The sequence below is a fragment of the Bradyrhizobium mercantei genome (assembly GCF_001982635.1).
In the GTDB taxonomy this organism is placed as follows: Bacteria; Pseudomonadota; Alphaproteobacteria; order Rhizobiales; family Xanthobacteraceae; genus Bradyrhizobium; species Bradyrhizobium mercantei.
The window spans coordinates 731,486-750,704 of the sequence record NZ_MKFI01000003.1; the positions used below are offsets into that span (position 1 = coordinate 731,486).

General features: G+C 57.7%; 11 protein-coding genes and 3 pseudogenes. 10 read left to right on the top strand and 4 right to left on the bottom strand.

Features of this window, described 5'->3' with window-relative positions:
- The first annotated feature begins 15 nt into the window (after positions 1-15).
- From trbF to BI327_RS17075, 4 genes are read left to right on the top strand one after another with little or no spacing between them, the layout of a single operon-like run.
- On the top strand, positions 16-699 hold the full coding sequence (gene trbF, locus BI327_RS17060) for a conjugal transfer protein TrbF (RefSeq protein ID WP_076861814.1): 684 nt from the start codon (positions 16-18) through the stop codon (positions 697-699).
- Entirely contained in the window at positions 696-1,730 is a 1,035-nt protein-coding gene (gene trbG / locus BI327_RS17065; protein ID WP_076861817.1) for a P-type conjugative transfer protein TrbG, read from the top strand. Before trbF ends, trbG begins: the two co-directional genes overlap by 4 nt.
- The gene (locus tag BI327_RS17070) at positions 1,727-2,938 is read left to right on the top strand and encodes a TrbI/VirB10 family protein (RefSeq protein ID WP_076861819.1); all 1,212 of its coding nucleotides are present in this window, start codon (positions 1,727-1,729) and stop codon (positions 2,936-2,938) included. The genes trbG and BI327_RS17070 overlap by 4 nt, the downstream gene beginning before the upstream one ends.
- Positions 2,939-2,942: 4 nt before the next feature.
- Positions 2,943-3,182 (top strand): DUF2274 domain-containing protein, encoded by a 240-nt coding sequence (locus BI327_RS17075; protein WP_076861821.1) that lies wholly within the window; start codon positions 2,943-2,945, stop codon positions 3,180-3,182.
- 1,440 nt (positions 3,183-4,622) lie between these two features.
- Here the strand turns inward: BI327_RS17075 and BI327_RS17090 are convergent.
- Complete coding sequence (locus BI327_RS17090; RefSeq protein ID WP_143271619.1) at positions 4,623-5,954, bottom strand: hypothetical protein; 1,332 nt, start codon at positions 5,952-5,954, stop codon at positions 4,623-4,625.
- Positions 5,955-7,880: 1,926 nt separating this feature from the next.
- On the opposite strand from BI327_RS17090, the pseudogene BI327_RS17095 reads away from it, so the two are divergent.
- Positions 7,881-9,290: pseudogene (locus tag BI327_RS17095) on the top strand (alpha,alpha-trehalose-phosphate synthase (UDP-forming)); the annotation flags it as partial.
- Between the two features lie 791 nt (positions 9,291-10,081).
- Here BI327_RS17095 and BI327_RS17100 read toward each other — a convergent pair.
- On the bottom strand, positions 10,082-10,858 hold the full coding sequence (locus BI327_RS17100) for a nodulate formation efficiency C protein (protein ID WP_245334838.1): 777 nt from the start codon (positions 10,856-10,858) through the stop codon (positions 10,082-10,084).
- A gap of 440 nt (positions 10,859-11,298) precedes the next feature.
- Here BI327_RS17100 and BI327_RS17110 point away from each other — a divergent pair.
- Positions 11,299-11,553 (top strand): annotated as a pseudogene (locus tag BI327_RS17110) (transposase); the annotation flags it as partial.
- 26 nt (positions 11,554-11,579) lie between these two features.
- Here the strand turns inward: BI327_RS17110 and BI327_RS17115 are convergent.
- The gene (locus BI327_RS17115; protein WP_143271620.1) at positions 11,580-12,071 is read right to left on the bottom strand and encodes a papain-like cysteine protease family protein; all 492 of its coding nucleotides are present in this window, start codon (positions 12,069-12,071) and stop codon (positions 11,580-11,582) included.
- Between the two features lie 163 nt (positions 12,072-12,234).
- Between BI327_RS17115 and BI327_RS17120 the strand changes: the two are divergent.
- Positions 12,235-12,459 (top strand): annotated as a pseudogene (locus BI327_RS17120) (transposase); the annotation flags it as partial.
- Between the two features lie 19 nt (positions 12,460-12,478).
- Complete coding sequence (locus tag BI327_RS17125; protein ID WP_076861835.1) at positions 12,479-12,829, top strand: hypothetical protein; 351 nt, start codon at positions 12,479-12,481, stop codon at positions 12,827-12,829.
- A 180-nt stretch (positions 12,830-13,009) separates the two neighbouring features.
- Here BI327_RS17125 and BI327_RS17130 read toward each other — a convergent pair whose 3' ends face one another.
- Positions 13,010-14,554, bottom strand: coding sequence for an acyl-CoA dehydrogenase family protein (locus BI327_RS17130; protein ID WP_159450459.1), 1,545 nt, complete (start codon positions 14,552-14,554; stop codon positions 13,010-13,012).
- A gap of 778 nt (positions 14,555-15,332) precedes the next feature.
- Here BI327_RS17130 and BI327_RS17135 point away from each other — a divergent pair.
- Together BI327_RS17135 and BI327_RS17140 are read left to right on the top strand one after the other, a co-directional pair.
- Positions 15,333-15,980: an FkbM family methyltransferase gene (locus BI327_RS17135; protein WP_076862192.1), complete on the top strand. Its 648-nt coding sequence runs from the start codon at positions 15,333-15,335 to the stop codon at positions 15,978-15,980.
- A gap of 106 nt (positions 15,981-16,086) precedes the next feature.
- Positions 16,087-19,191 (top strand): efflux RND transporter permease subunit, encoded by a 3,105-nt coding sequence (locus BI327_RS17140; protein WP_076862193.1) that lies wholly within the window; start codon positions 16,087-16,089, stop codon positions 19,189-19,191.
- Positions 19,192-19,219 lie beyond the last annotated feature (28 nt).

The following is a 19,219-nucleotide window of genomic DNA, read 5'->3' on the forward strand; positions in this document are numbered from 1 at the left end:
AGGGGGCAGTTATCAATGTTCAAACGATCATCCGTTCACTACGGGCGCATGCCCGTGCCGATTACGCCTTACCAAAAGGCTGCGCAGGTTTGGGACGAACGCATCGGGTCTGCCCGCGTGCAGGCCAAAAACTGGCGCTTGATGGCGTTCGGCTGCTTGATGCTGTCCGCCGGCCTTGCCGGGGGCCTCGTCTGGCATTCCAGCCGAGGATCGATCACACCTTGGGTGGTTGAAGTCGATCATCTCGGTCAGGCCCAGAGGGTTGCGCCCGCCAACATTGACTATCAACCCACCGACGCGCAGATCGCCTACCACCTCGCGCGCTTTATCGAGGATGTCAGAGGCCTGCCCTCGGACGGCATCGTTCTGCGCCAGAACTGGCTTCGGGCCTACGATTTTACGACCGATCGGGGCGCCGCCGCTCTCAACGACTATGCGCGCAACAATGACCCCTTTGCCAAGTTGGGCAAGGCGCAGATCTCCGTGGAAGTCTCGAGCGTCATTCGCGCGTCTTCTGAAAGCTTTCGGATCGCATGGATCCAACGAACCTACGACAACGGCTCGTTGAGTTCGACCGAGCGCTGGACTGCAATTCTCACGATCGTGATCGAGACGCCGCGCGACGCCGAGCGCCTGCGCAAGAATCCGCTTGGCATCTACGTCCACGCCATCAACTGGTCAAAGGAGTTGAGTCAGTGACCAAGACGATGTCCGTCGCTCATTCGAAGCGTCCTATCCTGCACAGCAGGCCCAATTCGCCTTGGTTCGAGTTCGTGACCTCGAATCGAGCGATTCTGGCCGCTCTTCTACTTTGTTCGTCGGCGCTCGCTGGGTGTGCGACCTACATTCCGCCGCAGATCAGTTATGACGCGGAAGTGCCTCCGTTGCCGGCGCCTCCAGCGCCTCTCGATGACACATCGCGACCGCTCCACGTTCCACCGCTCTGGAAGCCAGCACTCGGCGGCAAGTCGGGAGGAAAAGAAGAGTTTGAACCCCTGAACCGGGTTGAGACGGCGAACAGCGCTGCGCGCGTCGAACCGCGCAAGCGGGGGTATTTCAATGCAGCGCAAATCTACGCTTACAGTCCCGGGGCGCTTTATCAGATTTACGCTGCACCGGGGCAGATCACAGATATTGCGCTCGAGGAAGGAGAGCAGTTGACGGGATCCGGACCGATCGCGGCTGGCGACACGGTCCGCTGGGTCGTGGGCGATACTGAGAGCGGGAGTGGCGACGCGCGACGGGTCCATATTCTGGTCAAGCCGACCCGCGCATCGATCGAAACCAATCTCGTCATCAATACCGACCGCCGCACCTACCTGATCGAGCTTCGCTCCCGCGAGCGACCATATATGCCATCAGTCGCCTGGTACTATCCGGAAACCGTTCGCGAACGATCGCGTTCAGTTGCCCTGAGACCCGTCCTTCCGGATCCGGCACAGCGCATCTCTCGCTACGCGATCGAAGGAGATAACCCACCTTGGCGGCCACTTGCCGCATACGACGATGGCCGCAAGGTCTATGTCGAATTCCCGCAGGGGATCGTGCAAGGTGAGATGCCGCCGCTGTTCGTCATCGGACCTGACGGTAAGACCGAACTCGTCAATTATCGTGCCTACGGCAACGTCTTGATCGTAGATCGGCTGTTTGCAGCGGCCGAACTCCGGCTTGGCGGGGATCATCCGCAGAAGGTCAGGATTGTCAGGACTGACGGGAGGCCGTCGTCATGAATACCTCCAGTGGAAACGATTACGAACGAGCCATTCCGCCGCAGACACAAGACGAGCAATCCGTGAATTTTCGTTTGAGAGCAGAGCATCCGCGTGTGACGCGGTTGTCGCGGAAAGTCCTGGCGGGGGGGAGTGCTGTTGCATTGCTCGTTATCGGCGGAGCCGTCTTGTGGTCGCTGCAGAACAATCGCCCTCGAAACCAAGCGGCCGATGAACTCTACAGCACCGATCATCACAACGTTGCCGACGGCATTACCATGCTGCCGAAAGACTACACCGGCGCTCCACATCAACCGATACCGCAGCTTGGTCCGCCGCTTCCTGGGGATCTCGGTCGACCGATCCTCGCGGCTCAGGGCCAGTCGCCGACGATGGGCGGTGATCCGGACCAACAGCGCCGGGACCAGGAGACCGAAGCAGCCCGTATCAGCCATCTATTCGCTTCGAGCAGCGGGAGGGAAATGCGGCCGACCTCATCTAACGCCCCGGGAAGTGACCATGTCCTGCCTTCGGGCTCAACGAGCACCAGCGGCGACGGATCTGCGCAGAACGGTCAAGATACGAAACTCGCCTTCGTGAACGCATCCGTAGACCGCCGCACCGTGAGTCCTGACCGCATCACTAAGCCAGCTTCGCCATATCTCTTGCAGGCTGGCACTGTGATTCCCGGCGCCCTGATCACAGGAATCAGATCGGACCTTCCAGGTCAGGTCACGGCGCAGGTGACGGAGAATCTCTACGATACTCCCACCGGACAGTTCTTGCTTGTGCCCCAGGGGGCCCGCTTGATCGGTATCTATGACAGCCAGGTCGCCTTCGGCCAGTCCCGTGTGCTGCTGGTTTGGACTCGTCTGATCATGCCCAACGGTCGCTCGATCGCACTTGAGCGACAGCCTGGTGCGGACAACGCAGGTTATGCAGGTCTAGAGGACCAAGTCGACAATCATTGGGGCGAGTTGTTTAAGGCGGCCGCCCTATCGACTTTACTTGCTGTCGGAACAGAACTTGGCTCCGGCTCCGACACGAACAGCAACGACAGCGCAATTATCCAGGCATTGCGGCACGGTGCAGGGGATTCGTTGAACCAAACTGGCGAGCAAGTCGTTCGGCGCAGTCTCAACATCCAGCCGACATTGACCATCCGTCCAGGTTTTCCGGTTCGGGTGATTGTCAACCGTGATCTTCAGCTCGAACCATACAAAGGATGATGCCATGCCGAAACTTAGAATCTCGGAAATTCCCAGTGACAGGCCAGTCAGAGTGACTGCGGAACTGCCCGCAGTTGTTCATCGCGATCTTCTCGCTTACGCGGAAGCACTAGCGCGCGAGACCGGACAGGCGATTGATCCACTTAAACTGATTGCGCCGATGCTCGGGCGTTTTATGTCCACTGATCGTGGTTTCACGAAGCTGAGGCGTCTATCTCAGGTACGCGATGCGCGAGTTGAATAGCGTTCGGTCAGTAAGTCAATAAAATGAGCAAGGGCAGGTTCTTCGTTCTCTGCTCCCCGGTGAGCAAAAGAATCGATCCGATTAGAGCCTGTCTCATCCGTACCTCGCGGTAGGCGAGTCCGGTGAAGCTCGCACCGCCATGGATCGCTCAAGGATTGCGGGGACACTGGGCGCTCGATCGCGAGCGCGCGAGTCCTGCGATGATCCCATGGGGCATCAAAGATCTTTATGGGGTTATCAGTCGGACGAGAGCAAATACGAACAAGCGCTTGTCGACTGCCGTCGACCCGCAGATACTCGGGTCTAGGCTCATCTTCCGCACTAGGACGTCAGTGTCACGCTGCGGGCAGAGCTCATAGTATTGACGCTGACACTTCTGGTTGGCTCCAACATGGCCGCGCAACCGCATTCCGTTTCCCGGGCTCCGAACAATTAGCTCGCAATTTGCGTGAGTCTAAATTGGTCCACGAAACCTTCAGAGAAGAAGTGTAGGAGGGACTCGGTACGGCCAATGTTGAGGGATCAAGGATGTACTTCGTTGCGTATGTTTCCGTTACGGAAGCCGGCGTTTTGCTGGCTCATAGAATCGACTATCGCAAAGGACATCGAGAGGACAACTTTCTACCATCTGTCAACTCGCAACCGAGCGAGCCTAAGACCTCCGCAGAAGGGTGACGTCGAGGGCGTCGCCCCTTGAGTCTTCGAGGAACTTCTCCCTGGATCGAAAAGAAAGTCTAGCAGCGAAATCCATTTGCGATTTGCGGAAAGAGTGCGCGCGACTACGTGCGCATATGAATCGTTCTGTTCACAATATTGGACTGTTCTAAACAGTGCAGACGTGGACACGCACATATATTGGCACGGTGTTCCATTTCTATCCTGCCATACACAGGCAGATTATAATGCTATAAAATTGAGGGCACTCAAATGGTCGACTCCGAACTGGCTGCTGTATTGCGAACGGTTTTGGACGAGGTTTGTGAAGGTGTATCCCGTCACGAGATCGGCATCCGAACTCACGTCGCCTGTAAACTCCTCGAAGCAGCGAAGCGCGGAGAGACATCAGTCGATGTCCTCAGGCAAGTTGGCCAAGCGGCGTTGACCGGAGGGCCCACGATGTGGCGATAACAAGTTGTCGTGGCCGACTTCGTCTTCCGAGAAGTGGGCACCATGCGCGAGCGGGCAACAAGGTACTATTTGTACATTCTGTACAGAGCTTGCGCCTCAACTCGGCTCATAGCTTGGCCCGGTGGGCATTCGCCGAAATGAGAGGGCCCTTAGGCGGTGTGGACCCTAAGCATGCGCTTTTAGGATGAAGCAGATTCAATGCTTCTTTTTGAAGGGACGATCGCGGGCGTGATGGATCGATTGATGTTGAGCAATGCGCCTTGGGAGCGAATGGCGCCGCTAGGTGGAAGAAGTGCGCCTCCGGCGCTCAGTTTAGCCCCCTAGAAGCCGGGGTCGCAGCATAATGTTCACGCTAAATGGATTGTTGTGAGTCACTTCCCTCATCCCTGGACCCAATACCGCCACATAGGACTGACCATGAATAACCAGGTTGGTCGGCTGCTGGATCGACAGCGGCAGCATGCCTCTTCTGTTCAGTTCGCCAATCAGGAGGTCGGGGGCAGGTTGAGGGCCGTGATTGAAATTCGCGCCGACGAATGGTGCGAAATCATGCGCTGGCGCCTGAGCCGTTATCGCAGTTGCCGGATGATATGATTGTTGCGGCTGGCCCAACTCGCCAGAGGCCCGGCTGTCGTGCGCTTCGTCGCGTGAGACGGTATCAAAATCCAAACCGTCATCGGAGTATGGTAGGATCGACCCCGCCAATTCCAATGACGTCTCCGGCGCGGCGAGCACTTCGAGCGATTCTTGGAATGAAGCGAGCCAGGGATCGCCTTCAAGGGAGAATGACGATTGCCCATCGGCTTCCATCTCCATCTCCATCTCCTTCTCCAGCCGCGCCAGTTGCATCCGCAGCTTGGAATCGACACCGCCTTTCGCTGCCGCTGCGGGAGACGCCTGCAGCGAGGCTTCCTGCGCGGTGCCTTCGCCTGCGGCCGACGGGGGCTCCTCGACCTCGATCTCGCGCTCCAGCAGTTCCAGCAGATCTAGATCGTCGTCTTCGATGGTCGCCGCAGGAGATACCGGCAGCAGAGTGTCTTTCGAGCCAACGTCCCCCGCTTCCGAGGGCGGTCCGTCGACTTCCATCTCCCGCTCCAGCAGTTCCACCAGATCCAAGTCGTCGCTGATCGCTGAAGGCGGCCGTAGCGAGTCGTACTTCCAAAGCAGATTCAACCCGTTGCTTAACGAGTAGGTTTTTCTGGCGCGCCTGTACCTGCGGCCATCGTCCAGCAGCGACTGGTCGTTGAGGCGGCCCGCTATCGCGGGTTCTTTATTCGTCTGGAGCCACATACTGAACCCGCGAAGAGCGCTGCTGATTTTGTTGACATCGTCCGGCTTTTCGAAACCCGGCCATGGAGCTCCTTTCGCAATATCTGATTTGGCCGCGTCGGCTGCCGCTCGAATGAGAGCCGCATCTTCGGGAAAAGCAGTCAGCCGGTGAGCCAAGATTTCCGGCGCTCTGGCGCTCACCAGAAAGTTCCGGAGATGAGTCAGCGCATTGACAATATTTCTGCCACCACGTGTCAAACTGTAAAGCTGGGCATCTTCGTCCAACGAGCCGTCGTGAGGCCGGACCATAATGCCCGGCTTGTTTTCATCGCGGAGCCAGCAAGAGAAGCCGCGGATAACGGATGTAATGTCCATGGCGGGCCCTCGCTTAAGTCGGTCTGCGACCGGCTCGCCGGCAGCCGCAGACTGCTTAAAGTCCTTGAGGATGGCATTGAGGAGTTGCTTGTCATCGGGATGGGTGCTGTATCGGGGCCTACGGCGAGTCACCGACGTTCTCACCGCTGCGGTTGGGCGTTCGTGGACATCGTGTTTGCCGTCAGCGCGAGATCTGACATTTCGGTCCCGCACAGACGAGCCGGGCGATGATCGATGGCCCGACGAGGGCTCGTTACCGGAGCGCGCCTGATGTCCTTCGCGGCTTGGCGCACCACGATCCGCGCCAATTGAAGATGCCCCCAAATTCCGCGGCTCAGAGCGCATCTGCTCCGTGGCAGAACTGCTGCCTCGGTGAACCTCAATGGCCGAAGACCCCGCCTCGACAAGGGGCTCGTCCGTGCCCTCAGTTTCATCAACTCCATATTGGGACGTCCTGGACGGTCCAGGCTGACCATTGTGCATCATTTGCTCCGATTGACGCGAGAAGACACTCGGCCCATCACTCGATACTGCTGCGTCTCAAGTCGGAAGTGCGCTTAAGGTCGCGTAGGGCATGAGATGTTCCGACGACCATCCATCAACGACCGAGTTCAGTTTTGCCTCATCTTCTTTCGAAGTTTCGTAAGGCGAACGCGCGCGGCGCGCTTTGCCTGAGCCCAAGGCTCAGGCCAATGACTGAGCCGATCTAGGAGCCACCGACAACATATCTGATGTCGGGTTTGAAACATGCTGTTGGGGCCGTGACACCTCCGTTTGAGAAAATCGGTTCTGCGGATCAAGTCATTGCTATTGGCATTTGGCTTGACGGAGCTGACAGCAGTGAAACAGGACCTTCATCAAAGAGAACCTGCGCAAGGAAGGGCTGTGGTGGCTTACAAGAGTGTCGTCTCTCAACTTATTGTATACGGCGGGTATGATGTTGGCGTGGACGGGCGTTCCCGCCCTGGTTTGTTCACGATCGCATACTTGAAGCCGAACCCATTCACCGCAACGGCCTTCGTCTGAGTCAGGCGCGCACGTGGATTGATCTTTGGCACACTGACAGGGGGACTTGTTGATGCAACGGATCCCCCTAACATTGCAGTTGCCCTAACGGGTGAGATATTACCGCGTCGGCCGCGACCGGCCTGGCAAGATACAGCTTCACGTCCCTTATCGCCGACTCCATCCTCCAAGAATTGGCCTGGCTTTGCTGGCGAATCTCCGGGACAGAACGCCGCTTCGGACTCGGTCGGCCTGCGATTGGCAGGCCTTCTTAGAAACCTTAGATGGTGAGCTGATCGTCTCCGAGTTCTCGTCATTTGGTCAAAAGACCCAACGTGCGCGGCCTTATAACAACGGGCGTGAAACCTGCCGAGAAACGAATTTCGTTCTGCCAATATTTCTCAAGCGGGACGGAATTTCAGTCTCACTATGCGAACGCGTCTTTGTGTCACATACCAAGTTTGGTGGGCAGCAATTCAACTCAAACGTTTCGTAAATAGCTGCTCCGAACTGCAACGATTTGATCGTCGGGGCAGCCGCGAGGTATTCCAGCGGCACCCTTCATTGGCTCGGAGGCCGCTCGAGCGACCGGATAGGAGACCGCTTGGGAGCTTGCGGCTACCGCCGAAAAGTAGAAGCCATTCTGTCTTCCAAAACCAGTGCTTCGTTGGCCTTGGAAGCGGCCCTCTCGAGACGAAGCTGTCGGTGCACCGAGCGGCGGAATGCACCTTTATTTTGCCGGTCAGCGCGGGCCTCGGTGGCGCGTCGTTGTTCGAGCCCGCACGCCGTGTTTGGCACCGCCCCGTGGCGCACGCGTGACACCGTCGAGTCCGGTCGGGTGTCAGGCCGTACATCGGCGATCACCTTCAAGTTGATCGAAGGCCCGGGGTAAACCGCAGATCAGACGGGGAAGGATGACTTGTGAATCTCGTTGTCGTGTCTAATCGGGTTGCCTCTGGCGACGTCAATGAACCCAAGACAGGAGGGCTTGAGACAGCGCTACTTCCCATGGTGCAACAATCCGGAGCAATTTGGGTAGGGCCCTCGCCCTTATCGGAGGTTGGCCGAAATAAGAATCCATCCGTCACGGCACTCGGCGGTGGCAGGCTCGTGAGGGTCGATCTGCCAGCTGAGGATTATCGACGCTATTATGAGGGCTTTGCCAACTCGGCACTATGGCCGGCATTACATTCGCTGACAGACAAGATCTCCTTCTCGGATGACGATTATGACAGCTATTGCAAAATCAACGCCTTCATGGCGGACGCGCTGCTCGACTACAGGGACCGCGACGCGTTCTGGGTGCATGATTATCATTTTCTCTCGCTTGGCGCTGAGCTGCGTGATCGGAGCGTCGACCGGCCGATCGGCTTCTTCCTGCACACGCCATGGCCGGCGGCCAACGTGCAGCTGGTGCCGCATCATCGCGAACTGACCGAGTTGATGCTTGCGTACGATGTGATCGGCTTCCAGACCGACGAGGACCGGCAGAATTTCCTTGCCTGTGTGATTGCCGATCTCGGGCTCACGCCCAGCGAAGACGGCATTGTGACCTCGCCGAGTCGCGGCGTGACGAGGTGCCAAGTGTTCCCAATAGGCATAGATACAGACAAATTTGCACAGTACGCTGCAGACGCGGGTTCAAATGCCGATGTCGCGTCGCTACTGGACGGTCTCGATCGCGAGAAGCTTGCCGTCGGTGTCGACCGGCTCGACTACACCAAGGGTCTCGACAATCGCGTACGGGCTTTCGGGGGCCTTTTAGGGAAAGAGCCGCGCAGTGTCTCGCTGTTGCAGATCGCCACTTCCTCACGATCCAGCATCCAGAGCTACAGAGACTATCAGAACGATGTTATGTCTCTTGTCGAAGACGTCAATGCGCGCCATGGCGCGGACGGATGGAAACCGATCCGCTACGAGACGACGCCGGCCAGCCAGGCCGTACTCGCGGGTCTCTACCGCGCCTCACGTGTTGGGGTGGTGACGCCGCTGCGTGACGGGATGAATTTGGTGGCGAAAGAATATGTCGCCGCGCAGGATCCCCGCGATCCCGGCGTGCTGGTTCTGTCGAAATTTGCTGGCGCGGCCAAGGAACTCGATGCCGCACTGCTCGTCGATCCCAACGACGTCGAAGGTATGTCCGAGACGATTTCGAAGGCGATCAAGATGCCGCAGCCCGACCGCATCTCGCGCTGGCAAAACATGATGGCGAAGCTTCGAGCCTATCCCATCCAACAATGGACCGCGGACTTCATTGCGGAGCTGGGGAAAATTCGGACCGAGAAGCTCGCGGGACAGAGCCCGCGCGATGTGCGGCAGCTCAGCGGTTCGAAACGGAAAGCCGAATTTCAACTACCCGGCGGTGCGAGCCATTTGGACCCGCCGCATCTGTCACGTCCGGCGTTCGGTGTGCGCGCCAGGAGGCTAGATTATGACTTCACGCACATCGTCGGCTTGGGCTGGAATCACCGTCCTCAACCGGCTCCGGATGTCCTGCTCGGCGCGCTGAATAGAGTGGACGCTTTCCCGACACCGGCCCTGCCGACGACAGATTTTTACATCCACGGTTATCCCTACATGGCGCAGTTGGTTGGAGGGATGAGGGAGATGACCCCTAACAATCCGCGGGGTATCAACGTTATCCTCATACCTCGATTTAAGGGCGGCTGAACGGCGCCTGGACCGCAAACCGTCCCTAAGGGTTTAACCGGCCGTAGCTTAAACACTCTGACCGGTCGACGGGTAAGCCAAATCTCGAGCCGAAGGAATCGATTGTGATTTCTTGCTGAGCATCTTCTTCGCGAGGACTCGTCAACCCCATTGGGGTGACGAGATAGTCGTCGCGCCCGCTGCAGCCAACGGCAACCGAAGGTCGCTCGGAAATAGTTCTTCATCGGCGCGACCCCAGGGGGGCGATGGACCGGCAGGCAGGCGGCAATCATCCGCTCGGGCTCGGCCGCGTCCCCGTGATCGGAGCTTGGATCAATGCTCTCGACGGACCAGCGAGGCACCTACCAGGACTGGTAGCGGTTTTAAATCAGCGCCCCCTCAAGGGCCCCGCGCTCGCGAAGCTAGTCTGTGCGTTCATCTTGCAGGATATCCTTGGCCGCCTTTAGCGCTTCCTAATCTTCTGGGTCCGCATGATCAAACCAAGAGCCTGGAGGATAGGCGGCGATACGCTTGGCAAAAAACGACCGCGGCTCCCAGGTTTGTCCTTCGCTCTTCTCGAAAACGATGACTCCGCCACGGGTCAGATAGATAGGCCCTGGAATATTGCAGTTCACCATGATCAGAACGCGCCACAGATTGCCTTTTGCGGCATCTTTGTCATCGGTCTTCTGCAGGTAGTCGACCCCGACCGGATCGCTGATAGTGCACCGGCCGTGCCGCAGAAGATCGCCCAACCTGCCTTGAGCGGTCATCACAAAGTTGAAGTTGACGGGATCATGCAGAAAGCGGAGGTTCACCGCGCGTTCGCCTTCTGCGACTTCGGTGGCGATCAGCGAGAGTGCGAACGCCTTCCAGCCCAATTCTATCGGCTTTGCATAGGGCGATTCAACCTTCAGCGTTCCATCGGACGCAACTTTCCAGGTGATGGCATATTCGGCTGCCTTTTGGTCCCGACGTTTGACCCACGAAAAGAACACATACTCGCTGCCGTCATTCGCTTGAGCGACTCCCCATCTCCTCGGAACGAAATGCGCCACCTTCGAGACTTTGGCGATGATTTGCTCGACAGTCTCGCCGTCCTGCGCTCGCCAAGTTGACTTGACGTTGTCGATAAGTGTGATGTGGTCCGCACAGGCGCTGCCGCTCGTGACGGCCAGTCCCCCCAGGTACGCCAGCACTAGACGGAGCCAGAACCAAAGCACGCGCCTTTCAGTCTTTTTCTTCGTCATCACGCCCTGGCTCTAATCCTCGTCAGTTCTAAAGCGGAGTACTATGTCGAGTTCGTCGTTTGCTGCGGCTCGAACCCGCCAAACCGAATGCAGCGTAGTTCAGCCCGCGACAGGAGCGATTCCGGCCACCATTGGATCAAACTGTATTCCCGAAAAGATCCGCGATGCCACCTACCAGGAATGGTTGGACGCCTATTCGAATCCTTCGGTACAGGCGAGTGCGAAGTTTTGGACGAAGAGGGAGATTCAGTCACCGGACTGATTTGGGCCACACATCTGCGTCGGTTTGCCTTAAGTCTGCGACTTCCGGTCTACCTCTCTGTGGACCTGCTCGGTGTCGGGCGCGACGTCGCAGAAGGGGCCGATTTTGTTGAAGAAGGCAACTTTTGCGACGCAGCGATATCAGTGATTCAGTCGTTTAGGTGGCAGGACTGAAGATCATGATGGGACATCGACAAGTCGAACCGGCTGCGTTGTTCTATGAGTACTCGCTCGAAAGGCATGTTCCCGCAGACCACCCGCTCCTGTTGATCGATAGGTTTGTGGACCTTGAGCAGGTCAGGCAGGGGTTGTCGCGTTACTACAGTAGCTTCGGACGACCTTTGATTGATCCCGAACTAATGATCAGAATGCTCCTGACCGGTTACTGCGTCGGCATTCGATCGGAGCGGCGGCTGTGCAATGAGGTCCACCTCGGAGAGCCTTGCGGCCGGAGGAGTGTTCACAGCCAATCGGGATTCTTGACGAAAAGCACATTGAACCGAAAATCAAAGAAGTCGCGTTGTAGACGCGCTGGTTCTGAAGGATCATTGTAGTATAGTGTATGTCCTTCCACGCCGGTCAGCACGACTGCATGATGATCCACCGACGGCAAACTTATCGCAGCCCAGATCGGCCCTCGTATGCGCAGCGTCTCAGCGATAAAATAGGGCGTGAATCCCTCATGTGGCTCTACGAGGCGCAACAATCCTTCACTCCAAGCCAACCAACCAAGCTCACGAACGTTGAGGCCTAAGTCGGCGCGCCAAAGCGTGGGCAAACCCAGCCGAGGCCCCGGGTGAAAATAGTACGACACCATGCAAGCGGAAGCATACCAACAAGCGTTAATCCCCCACGGCCGCACAATTCCGTGATGGTCGCTTCGCATGATCGGTTGGCCATCATAGCCACGCTCCTGGCCGACGAGCGGAACATTCAATCGTATGTTGAGCACTTGCAGCTCTCCTGAATCTACGGGGCAGCCGGGCAAATAGCGTCCCGGGCGGTTCTAGTGCCAACCATACCGCAGCAGATACCGGTAGCCCTTGTTGGCCATTCCTTGGCGCTGGCGAGACAGCAGGTTCGGGCTAGTCTTCGGCCTTCCGCTACCCCTCGTGGCGCTACGCAGATTGCGAGGGCTTGATCTCATTTCAGCCGCAACATTTGTCGCTGCGATCGGCGATCTGGCTCGCTTCGAGAGTGCTCGCCATTTGATGGCGTATCTCGGCCTGGTGCCTTCGGAGCAATCGAGTGGTAGGCGGATCCGGCATGATGGTAGCACCAAAACCGGCAACAGCGAGGCTCGGCGCATGCTCATTGAGGCCGCCTGGAGCTATCGCTACCGGAAAGCATGAGTGGCTGGTGCCGGTCTTCCTCTTTCGCAATCACGAGGATGCCGGACAGTACATCTACACCCTGAACCGGGATCCCGAGCGAACGAGGGAGGTCCTTGGGCGCAAGGGAGACGATTTCAACGCTATCGTTGTAAATGGGGAAGGTCGCGTTACGCGATTCCTCGCAGGCGAGGCCAAATGGCGCGGCACCTGGACGCCTTCGGCATTAGATGCGGTCATGCTTGGTCCGAAGATCGATGATCCAGCCGGTAGCGTTAAGAAGGTCCACAACAATCGGGGCGTCTGGTTCGAGATCAACCGCGCCCTTGCCGTGCCGCTGGGACTGGAGCAACTTCAGGCCATCTTTAGAAGAGTGTGAACCTCAAAAATACGTGCAGTCATCGCATCGCTGGATCGGATCCTTGCGCACCGAAATGCATACCCTGTGGAGCGTACCGATCTCGTCTTGTTGGTCGGCGGTCCGGCCGCCAAACGAGACAAGCGCGGTCAAATCTTCGATGCCCAAAGGCAGCGAGCGCTCCTCGACCTTAGTAGGATGTCAGACATACTGCACCAGTTTGAGGTAATCGTCTGTAAGAACAGGTGAACCGATGGAAGAGGCTGCGTCCTGAAGGAAGGTATTCAGCGTCCGATTAGCGCGAATGCGAGCTTCGAAAGATGGCCGTGCCGGCGCGCGAGTACGGAGCGCTGCTAATTCGGAGCTGACTAGGTCAGTCGCGGCTGAGGCGCAATCTGAGGGGGAGAAGCAACCAGCAGACATGACAGCTTGTGCCAGACCTAGTGTGGTGAGCCAACCCGCATAGATCAGCACGGCACCGTCTGTCTCGTTCAGCCCAGAGAGTTCCTCAATTGCAGCAGCATGGATCTGCGCAGCATCAAGAGACAGAAACAGGTCGGCTATTTCGTCACGTGTCGCTCTAGAAAGAAGGCAGCGGCCGAGATGCGATAGGAGCGCCTCGGTCGGGCCTTCGAAGATGCGTAGAATGCGAGCATCTCGATAGATCTTAGCTACGGGCGTTCCCTCATCGTAACCACGACCACCTAACAATTGGACGCATTGATCAGCGACGAGGCCACACCACTCCGACGACAAAACCTTCGTTGCCGATGCCAGGTGGACGTTGGGCGCGCCCTGCGCTGAGACAAGTCGGCAGGATGCGCCCAGCATTGCCTTCACTACTTCCCGCCGGAGCACCATCTGCTCGAATAGCTGCTCGATATAGCTGTTCTCGATCATGAGCAGCTTACCCAGTCGACGATGGTTTGCATATGTGGCCGCGACTTGGAGAGCGCGCTCAAGGGCTCCAAGACCCATAGCAGCCACACCGATACGCCCGCGGTTCATGCTAGATGCTGCTGCTCCCCAGCCGTCTTGATCGCGAGAGAGCACGTAAGCGCTCGGCACCTCGACATCATGGAACTCAAGGGTATTCTGAATGATGCCACGTAGACCGAGTGTGCGATGCTCGTGCGTGACCTTTAGGCCCGGAGCCTGCCTATCAACTAATACACCAACGAGCCGACCTTTCGCATCGGGACCAGAGGCTCGCGCAAAGCAAACGATCCAGCGAGCCCAGTCAGCGAGGCCGATCCAAATTTTGCGGCCGGAGATGCGTACCCTATCTTCCTGCATCAAAGCCGAGGCCTCTATATGCCGCGGGGCAGAGCCAGCTTTAGGCTCCGTCAAAGCGAAAGCGCAGAGGTCGCCGCGCGTTGCGCCGCACATGACCTGCCTTTGTTGGGGGATGTGCGGTGCCGCTTCGATGCAGGGCAATGCCAGGAAGTTATGGATGATCAGGGTGGAGGCAGCCGAGACATCGAAGGATGCAGTAGCGGAGATGAGGTCGATGGCCTCTTGCAAGGGAAGAGCTAATCCGCCGTGCTCTGCCGGTGTGGTGAGCCCGAACAGTCCATGCCTTGCGAATACGCTGTGTAGGGTCGGAGGGAACGCCCGACGGTCATCCGCGTCTGCGAAATTCAATTGACTCAGATCATTGATCAAACTGGAATATAGGGTAGGTGCACCACCTTCGGCCGTGCGTTCCTGCGCTTCCCCGAATAGGGAGTAAACTTGACTGGACATAGCCTCCCTCGGACTATCTGGACTATATAAGGCCTTATGATTGCGCCAGCTCTTCGTGCCAGTCATCCCCGTGGATAGCTCGATTACACATTGGTATAGCTGAATGCGAGCATAGCGTAAGGTGCGCGTCCGGCAACGGCCGCGCAACAATTACGCGCGCATAGGGATGGGTGATGATGGTCGCTGAGAGGTTCGGGCTGCGACGGGGCTCCTTATCGAAGGGAGTACTCACGGCGCGCAGGCTTTTCCATTCCAGGAAAGCAACTCTGCAGGCGAATGTAGGCAGATCGGCGATGCGGGCGAGTACGTTGGCGAGACTGGCTTGCGGGTCAACGTTGTTCAGATGTGCGGTGGTGAGAGGCGTCAGCAATAGCGGCGCGTTCCATCGTCGAGCAATTCGTGCATCCCGAGAATGCCTCAAACCTACTTAGTTCCGAGTACCCTAGGGCGAGGTGAGCCGAAAGCACAGGAAGGTTGCATACCTACATGGTTCGCCGGAGCGGATCATGAGCAGCGTTAGCTCGCCGTCACCTGGTGGTGAATGGCACCCGTCTGCAAACCTTCGTATAGTTTTTGCAACCCATGCCATATCGCCCGCTTACCTGTGTAGAATTGTGCCACCCGTATTCTTGTTCGTATCTTTCGATTTCGAAGCTGGATCGGTCGAAGGCAGTCGGTGGTTGGCGCGAAGCTGTCAGCTCATTTGATGCATCTGATAGATCTTGTTGCGTGCTCCATTGAGGCGTGAGGATTGAGTTAAATGGAAGAACGTGAGCCCGTGTCCGCGTTGGAGGTCCATCAGCGCATTGTTTCGTTCCTGCAGAAGCCAGATCCAGTGATCTTGGACATTGGCAGCTACGATGGAACTGACTCGTTACGTTTTCTCCAGCTTTGCCCAGAGGCTCATCTCTATTGCTTCGAGCCGGATCCCCGGGCGATCGCTCGCTTTAAGAAAAACATGGGGCTCTATCTCGAGAAGGCGCGTCTATTCGAGATCGCGATCAGCGACAARAATGGCAGAGTCGACTTTCATCCAAGCAACGGAGATGGAGAAGCTAAGGATTGGGCCCTCTCTGGATCGATACGGCGACCAAAGAATCACCTTACCGAATATGATTGGGTTCGGTTTGATAACCCCATATCGGTTCAAACACGACGCCTCGATGACTGGTGTCGCGAAGCCGAGCTTAACAATATTGATTTGATCTGGATGGATGTGCAGGGAGCGGAGGCAGATGTCTTCGCTGGAGGCAGACAAACCTTAAACAATACGCGCTTCATCTACACCGAATACAGCGACAAAGAGCTTTACGAAGGTCAGTTGACTCTGCAAGCGCTGCTAAAGCTTCTACCTTCATTCGAAGTAGTCGCCAAATATCCTCGCGCAGTAGAGGGTGATGTGTTGCTTAGGAATATGAGCCTTTAGAGCAGCCGTTTCCGCGTCCCTCACACTACGGGCCGTAGGCCTAGTCGCCGCATTGATAATCCCGGCGCCGACTTAGCGAATTTGCCTATTGAATGCGAGCGTCGCGATGGCATTTACCGAGCTTTTCATTAGACGTCCGGTATTGTCGATCGTCGTCAGTCTCCTGATCCTGCTTATCGGCCTTCGCGCGGCCGCCGTTCTGCCAATCCGGCAGTATCCGAAGCTATCGAATACGGTCGTCACTATCACGACCTCCTATCCTGGTGCGTCCGCGGACATGATCCAGGGGTTCATCACTACCCCCCTGGAGCAGGCGGTCGCTTCAGCCGAGGGCGTCGATTACACGACGTCCTCCTCGGTCCTCGGCACCTCGACAATCCAGGTCTACGTCAAGCTCAATTTCGATCCCAACGAGGCGCTCACTGAAGTGCTCTCTAAGGTCAACTCGGTCAAGTATCTGATCCCGAAGGAATCGAATGATCCTGTCGTTACGAAGTCCGCCGGTCAGACCACCGCCGTCATGTATATCGCCTTCGCCAGCGAGGAACTGACGCCCAGCGCAATTTCCGACTATCTCTCGCGTGTGGTACAGCCGATCATGTCAACCGTAGATGGGGTCGCAGCGGCGGACATCTTGGGTGGCCAGACCTTTGCGATGCGGCTATGGCTCGATCCGGCAAGAATGGCGGGGCATGGAGTGTCGCCGGCTGAAGTTTCGGCTGCAATCGCCGCCAACAACTTCCAGGCCGCGGCCGGTCAGACCAAGGGCTATTTCGTCCTTTCCGACATCGCGGTCAACACTGATCTGCGAAGTGTCGAGGAATTCAAGCGCATGATCGTCAAAGCCAATGACAGCGGCTTTGTGCGCATGGAGGATATTGCGACGGTCGAGCTTGCCTCGCAAGCCACAGACGTCAGCGTCGCCATGAATGGCGAGCACGCAATCTTCATCGGCGTCCAGCCGAGCCCGCAAGGCAATCCGCTGAACATAGTACGAGGCGTCCGGGCACTATTTCCGGAGCTGGAGCGCAATCTGCCGCCATCGCTAAAGATGAAAGTGGCCTACGACTCCACCAAGTTCATTCAATCGTCGATCGATGAGGTGGAGAACACGCTCATTGAGGCCGTCGTGATCGTGGTGCTGGTCATCTTCCTGTTCCTGGCTTCGCCGCGATCGGTCCTCATCCCCGTTGTCACCATTCCGCTGTCGCTTGTTGGCGTCTGCAGCCTGATGCTGGCGCTGGGGTTTTCATTCAATCTGCTGACCCTCCTTGCGATGGTGCTTGCGATCGGTCTCGTGGTGGACGACGCGATCGTCGTGGTGGAAAACATTCATCGCCATTTGGAAAAAGGCGCGCCGCCCATGCAGGCGGCTACGAAGGGCGCGCGCGAGATTGTCGGCCCCGTTGTCTCCATGACGATTACGCTGGCCGCCGTGTATGCGCCCATCAGCTTTCTCGGCGGCCTCACCGGTGCGCTGTTCCGCGAATTCGCGCTTACGCTGGCGGGTTCGGTGATCGTGTCTGGCGTGATCGCGTTGACGCTGTCGCCGATGATGTGCTCGGTCTTCCTGAAGAGCGCCGAGGAGGGGCGCTTTGCCGTATTTGTGAACCGCGCATTCGGCGCCATGACACGCTGGTATGGCCGCAAGCTCGACCGCTCGCTCGACTATCGCCCGATTACCTGGTTGTTTGCGCTGACTATGCTGGGCCTCGTCGGCTTTCTCTATGCGCATATTTCCAAGGAACTCGCACCTGAGGAGGACCAAGGCATCGTATTCGCAATATCCAAGGCGCCGAAATACGCCAATATCGACTACCTGGACTACTACGGCGCCAAGGTCGACAACGCGTTCCAGAAATTTCCAGAGACCGATCTGCGCTTCGTTCTGAACGGCGTTAGCGGTCCGCAGGGCGGCCTGGCGGGCATGTTGCTCAAGCCTTGGGACGAGCGCAAGCGGTCATCGATCGAGCTAAAGCCATTGGTCCAGGCTGAGCTGTCCAAAATCGAAGGCATCAACGCATTTGCCTTCAGCCTGCCGCCGCTTCCGGGTGGTTCGGGGGGGCTGCCCGTGCAGATGGTAATCAACTCGACGCGTGGTTTCGAGCCCGTCTATGAGCAGATGTTGAAGCTGAAGGATGCGGCGCGCAACAGCGGCCTGTTCATGGTCAGCGACTCCGACCTTGAATTCAACCAGCCGGTGGTGCGAATCAAAGTCGATCGCTCCAAGGCTAACAACCTTGGCATCACCATGCAGAACGTCGGTGGCGCGCTCGCGAGCCTACTTGGCGGAAACTACGTCAATCGCTTCAACCTGAAGGGTCGCTCCTACCAGGTGATCCCGCAGGTGGCGCGAGAGAAACGCCTGACGCCGGAATCACTGGGCAGCTATTTTCTGAAGACTGCGACAGGCTCGATGCTCCCGCTGTCAACCGTGGTCTCCATCGAGACAGCAACCGGTCCAAACGTGCTTACCCATTATAACCAGCTCAATTCGGCGACCTTCCAGGCTGTACCGATGCCCGGCGTCACGATCGGTCAGGCTGTGGACTTCCTGGACGGGGAGGCAAAGAAACTACCCGCAGGCTTCAGCCACGACTTCCTTGCTGACGCCCGTCAATATGTGCAGGAGGGCAATCAACTCGCCATCACCTTTGCATTTGCGCTTATCATCATCTTCCTGGTGCTTGCGGCGCAGTTCGAAAGTTTACGCGATCCCTTCATCATCATGATCAGCGTCCCGATGGCAATCGTTGGCGCCTTGATTCCTCCATTCTTTGGTGCGGCGACCATGAACATTTACACCCAGGTCGGACTGTTGACGCTGGTCGGGTTGATTGCCAAGCACGGTATCCTGATGGTCGAGTTTGCTAATGAGCTGCAGCTCAAGGAAAGACTAGATCGCCGCTCTGCCATCGAGGTGGCAGCGCGCGTCCGACTCCGTCCGATCTTGATGACCACGGCGGCGATGGTCATGGGCCTCTTGCCCTTGTTGACCGCAACGGGGGCGGGCGCCGCGAGCCGCTTCTCGATCGGGCTCGTGCTCGTCGCGGGCATGTCGATCGGCACGCTGTTCACGCTCTTCGTGCTGCCGGCGGTCTATGTCGCGATCGCGTCCGATCATCGCGCCGATGCGACTGCCGACCACGCCGAGAGGGCCGCCGAGTTCGACCTCACCGGGGTAGTTGATGCCCCTCTGGCTAATCGATGACGCCGAGGCTCGTAGCGCAGCAGCCGCT